Origin of the sequence: Pseudorhodoferax sp. LjRoot39, from assembly GCF_964253035.1 — a bacterium.
Classification (GTDB): Bacteria; Pseudomonadota; Gammaproteobacteria; order Burkholderiales; family Burkholderiaceae_C; genus Pseudorhodoferax.
In genome coordinates this window covers 1-5,461 of sequence record NZ_CAXUQL020000004.1, presented here as the reverse complement: position 1 = coordinate 5,461, position 5,461 = coordinate 1, and the positions used below count along the sequence as shown (strand labels likewise).

The 5,461-nt window shown below is 51.3% G+C and carries 2 tRNA genes and 3 rRNA genes; all 5 read left to right on the top strand.

Annotated elements, in window-relative coordinates:
- Window positions 1-181 precede the first annotated feature (181 nt).
- The 5 genes from ACSQ4M_RS37995 (at window position 182) to rrf (ending at window position 5,441) form a co-directional block, all read left to right on the top strand.
- Window positions 182-1,712 (top strand): 16S ribosomal RNA (locus ACSQ4M_RS37995).
- Between the two features lie 99 nt (window positions 1,713-1,811).
- A tRNA-Ile gene (locus ACSQ4M_RS37990) sits at window positions 1,812-1,888 on the top strand.
- A 24-nt stretch (window positions 1,889-1,912) separates the two neighbouring features.
- A tRNA-Ala gene (locus tag ACSQ4M_RS37985) sits at window positions 1,913-1,988 on the top strand.
- 329 nt (window positions 1,989-2,317) lie between these two features.
- Window positions 2,318-5,191, top strand: a 23S ribosomal RNA gene (locus tag ACSQ4M_RS37980).
- A 137-nt stretch (window positions 5,192-5,328) separates the two neighbouring features.
- Window positions 5,329-5,441 (top strand): 5S ribosomal RNA (gene rrf, locus ACSQ4M_RS37975).
- The 16S, 23S and 5S rRNA genes sit together here with 2 tRNA genes alongside, the layout of an rRNA operon.
- The last annotated feature ends 20 nt before the right edge of the window (window positions 5,442-5,461 follow it).

Here is a 5,461-nt window from a genome sequence, read left to right as displayed (position 1 = left end):
CTGGTGTTGCTGCGGTAGGTCTTTAAAAACATACAGCCGATAAGCGTGGGCGTTTGGTGTGAAGTTGCCAAGTTCTTCGGAACGAGTGCATGCACTCAAATGCTCATGAGAATGGAAGTGGATTCACTTCAATTCCGTTTTTATTGAGTTGCTCAAGAGATTGAGCGAAGTTAACAAGATCGAACTATAGAGTTTGATCCTGGCTCAGATTGAACGCTGGCGGCATGCCTTACACATGCAAGTCGAACGGCAGCACGGGAGCAATCCTGGTGGCGAGTGGCGAACGGGTGAGTAATATATCGGAACGTGCCCAGTCGTGGGGGATAACGCAGCGAAAGCTGTGCTAATACCGCATACGATCTATGGATGAAAGCGGGGGATCGCAAGACCTCGCGCGATTGGAGCGGCCGATATCAGATTAGGTAGTTGGTGGGGTAAAGGCTCACCAAGCCGACGATCTGTAGCTGGTCTGAGAGGACGACCAGCCACACTGGAACTGAGACACGGTCCAGACTCCTACGGGAGGCAGCAGTGGGGAATTTTGGACAATGGGCGCAAGCCTGATCCAGCAATGCCGCGTGCAGGATGAAGGCCTTCGGGTTGTAAACTGCTTTTGTACGGAACGAAACGGTTTTCTCTAATACAGAGAGCTAATGACGGTACCGTAAGAATAAGCACCGGCTAACTACGTGCCAGCAGCCGCGGTAATACGTAGGGTGCGAGCGTTAATCGGAATTACTGGGCGTAAAGCGTGCGCAGGCGGTAATGCAAGACAGATGTGAAATCCCCGGGCTTAACCTGGGAACTGCATTTGTGACTGCATTGCTGGAGTGCGGCAGAGGGGGATGGAATTCCGCGTGTAGCAGTGAAATGCGTAGATATGCGGAGGAACACCGATGGCGAAGGCAATCCCCTGGGCCTGCACTGACGCTCATGCACGAAAGCGTGGGGAGCAAACAGGATTAGATACCCTGGTAGTCCACGCCCTAAACGATGTCAACTGGTTGTTGGGTCTTAACTGACTCAGTAACGAAGCTAACGCGTGAAGTTGACCGCCTGGGGAGTACGGCCGCAAGGTTGAAACTCAAAGGAATTGACGGGGACCCGCACAAGCGGTGGATGATGTGGTTTAATTCGATGCAACGCGAAAAACCTTACCCACCTTTGACATGTATGGAATCCTTTAGAGATGAAGGAGTGCTCGAAAGAGAGCCATAACACAGGTGCTGCATGGCTGTCGTCAGCTCGTGTCGTGAGATGTTGGGTTAAGTCCCGCAACGAGCGCAACCCTTGCCATTAGTTGCTACGAAAGGGCACTCTAATGGGACTGCCGGTGATAAACCGGAGGAAGGTGGGGATGACGTCAAGTCCTCATGGCCCTTATAGGTGGGGCTACACACGTCATACAATGGCTGGTACAAAGGGTTGCCAACCCGCGAGGGGGAGCTAATCCCATAAAACCAGTCGTAGTCCGGATCGCAGTCTGCAACTCGACTGCGTGAAGTCGGAATCGCTAGTAATCGTGGATCAGAATGTCACGGTGAATACGTTCCCGGGTCTTGTACACACCGCCCGTCACACCATGGGAGCGGGTTCTGCCAGAAGTAGTTAGCCTAACCGCAAGGAGGGCGATTACCACGGCAGGGTTCGTGACTGGGGTGAAGTCGTAACAAGGTAGCCGTATCGGAAGGTGCGGCTGGATCACCTCCTTTCTGGAAACTGCAACGAAGCTCAAACGCTCACACTTATCGGTTGTTGGAAGGTTGTCGCCAACGGTTGGGTAGAGATGCCTGGCTTTACGCGACCGGCTTGGGTCTGTAGCTCAGTTGGTTAGAGCACCGTCTTGATAAGGCGGGGGTCGTTGGTTCGAGACCAACCAGACCCACCATCCCTCCAATGTCCAATCGTGTTTGGGGGTGTAGCTCAGCTGGGAGAGCGGCTGCTTTGCAAGCAGTAGGTAGCGGGTTCGAGTCCTGTCACCTCCACCAACTTCCCTTATCCAAGAATATCAACACCAAAGTGGCTTTGCAAAAGGCCTCTTTGTTGTTGGTCAAGATCCCTTGATCAATCGGCTGTTCTTTAACAAATTCATAGAGTTCGAATCAGCGTTGCTGGCGGAAACTGCACATTCGTAAAGGTTTAGTGCAGACCGTGCCGCCAGTGACAAAAATTTGATTGCGTCAAACGAATATCAAACTTCACGTTTGAAATTTATGTAATCTGAACGAAAGTTCAATTACGGCATAACGCGTCAGGTGAAAGACCTGACATATTCCTTGAGTAATTTTGGTCCTTGCAAGAGGCGTCAAAGTTATAGGGTCAAGTGAATAAGAGCACGTGGTGGATGCCTTGGCAATGATAGGCGACGAAGGACGTGATAGCCTGCGATAAGCTTCGGGGAGCTGGCAAATTAGCTTTGATCCGGAGATTTCCGAATGGGGAAACCCACCTGCAAAGGTATCGCATGATGAATACATAGTCATGCGAGGCGAACCGGGTGAACTGAAACATCTCAGTAGCTCGAGGAAAAGACATCAACCGAGATTCCGAAAGTAGTGGCGAGCGAAATCGGAAAAGCCTGTTAGTGATAGCACGACTCTTAACGGAACAGTCTGGAAAGGCTGGCCATAGCAGGTGATAGCCCTGTACGTGAAAAGAGACGTGTGGTACTGAGCTAACGAAAAGTAGGGCGGGACACGTGTAATCCTGTCTGAATATGGGGGGACCATCCTCCAAGGCTAAATACTCATCATTGACCGATAGTGAACTAGTACCGTGAGGGAAAGGCGAAAAGAACCCCGGGAGGGGAGTGAAATAGATCCTGAAACCGCGTGCTTACAAAAAGTAGGAGCCCGAAAGGGTGACTGCGTACCTTTTGTATAATGGGTCAGCGACTTACATTCAGTGGCAAGCTTAACCGAATAGGGAAGGCGTAGGGAAACCGAGTCCGAACAGGGCGTCTTAGTCGCTGGGTGTAGACCCGAAACCAAGTGATCTATCCATGGCCAGGATGAAGGTGCCGTAACAGGTACTGGAGGTCCGAACCGACTAGTGTTGCAAAACTAGCGGATGAGCTGTGGATAGGGGTGAAAGGCTAAACAAACTTGGAAATAGCTGGTTCTCTCCGAAAACTATTTAGGTAGTGCCTCAAGTATTACCTGCGGGGGTAGAGCACTGTTTAGGCTAGGGGGTCATGGCGACTTACCAAACCTATGCAAACTCCGAATACCGCAGAGTACAGCTTGGGAGACAGAGCACCGGGTGCTAACGTCCGGACTCAAGAGGGAAACAACCCAGACCGCCAGCTAAGGTCCCTAAAATTGGCTAAGTGGGAAACGAAGTGGGAAGGCTAAAACAGTCAGGATGTTGGCTTAGAAGCAGCCATCATTTAAAGAAAGCGTAATAGCTCACTGATCGAGTCGTCCTGCGCGGAAGATGTAACGGGGCTAAGCCAGTTACCGAAGCTGCGGATTTGCAATTTATTGCAAGTGGTAGGAGAGCGTTCTGTAAGCCTGTGAAGGTGGCTTGTAAAGGCTGCTGGAGGTATCAGAAGTGCGAATGCTGACATGAGTAGCGTTAAAGGGGGTGAAAAGCCCCCTCGCCGTAAGCGCAAGGTTTTCTACGCAACGTTCATCGGCGTAGAGTGAGTCGGCCCCTAAGGTGAGGCAGAGATGCGTAGCTGATGGGAAACAGGTCAATATTCCTGTACCGATGTGTAGTGCGATGTGGGGACGGATCTTAATAGGTCATCCGGGTGTTGGATATCCCGGTTTAGGCAGATGTAGGCGTCTGGTAGGCAAATCCGCCAGACATATACCGAGGCTGTCGATCGAGCGAGCTTGCTCGCGAAGTGATTGAACGAGGTTCCAGGAAAAGCCACTAAGCTTCAGCTGCACACGACCGTACCGCAAACCGACACTGGTGCGCGAGATGAGTATTCTAAGGCGCTTGAGAGAACTCGGGAGAAGGAACTCGGCAAATTGACACCGTAACTTCGGAAGAAGGTGTGCCCTAGTAGTGTGAAGTGAACAACGGAGCATGAATGGGTTGCAAAAAATCGGTGGCTGCGACTGTTTATTAAAAACACAGCACTCTGCAAACACGAAAGTGGACGTATAGGGTGTGACGCCTGCCCGGTGCTGGAAGATTAAATGATGGGGTGCAAGCTCTTGATTGAAGTCCCAGTAAACGGCGGCCGTAACTATAACGGTCCTAAGGTAGCGAAATTCCTTGTCGGGTAAGTTCCGACCTGCACGAATGGCGTAACGATGGCCACACTGTCTCCTCCCGAGACTCAGCGAAGTTGAAATGTTTGTGATGATGCAATCTCCCCGCGGAAAGACGGAAAGACCCCATGAACCTTTACTGTAGCTTTGTATTGGACTTTGAACAGATCTGTGTAGGATAGGTGGGAGGCTTTGAAGTACGGTCGCTAGATCGTATGGAGCCAACGTTGAAATACCACCCTGGTGTGTTTGAGGTTCTAACCTAGGTCCATTATCTGGATCGGGGACAGTGCATGGTAGGCAGTTTGACTGGGGCGGTCTCCTCCCAAAGCGTAACGGAGGAGTTCGAAGGTACGCTAGTTACGGTCGGACATCGTGACGATAGTGCAATGGCATAAGCGTGCTTAACTGCGAGACTGACAAGTCGAGCAGATGCGAAAGCAGGACATAGTGATCCGGTGGTTCTGTATGGAAGGGCCATCGCTCAACGGATAAAAGGTACTCTGGGGATAACAGGCTGATACCGCCCAAGAGTTCATATCGACGGCGGTGTTTGGCACCTCGATGTCGGCTCATCTCATCCTGGGGCTGTAGCCGGTCCCAAGGGTATGGCTGTTCGCCATTTAAAGAGGTACGTGAGCTGGGTTTAAAACGTCGTGAGACAGTTTGGTCCCTATCTTCCGTGGGCGCTGCAGATTTGAGGAAGCCTGCTCCTAGTACGAGAGGACCGGAGTGGACGCACCTCTGGTGTATCGGTTGTCACGCCAGTGGCATTGCCGAGTAGCTATGTGCGGAAGAGATAACCGCTGAAAGCATCTAAGCGGGAAACTCGTTCCAAGATGAGATCTGCCGGGGCCTTGAGCCCCCTGAAGAGTCGTTCAAGACCAGGACGTTGATAGGCAGGGTGTGGAAGCGCAGTAATGCGTTAAGCTAACCTGTACTAATTGCTCGTGCGGCTTGACCCTATAACTTTGATCGCTTAAATACTTAAGTACCTAAGCATCAAGGCTGTTATGCCAAGTGACGCAGTCAAAATACAACTGATTTAAAACTCTATGAATTCGCCGTGCTGAACTAAAAAGCAGCACAGCAACAAGTTATGCCTGATGACCATAGCAAGTTGGTACCACTCCTTCCCATCCCGAACAGGACAGTGAAACGACTTTGCGCCGATGATAGTGCGGGTTCCCGTGTGAAAGTAGGTCATCGTCAGGCTCCTACAGCCGAAAACGCCC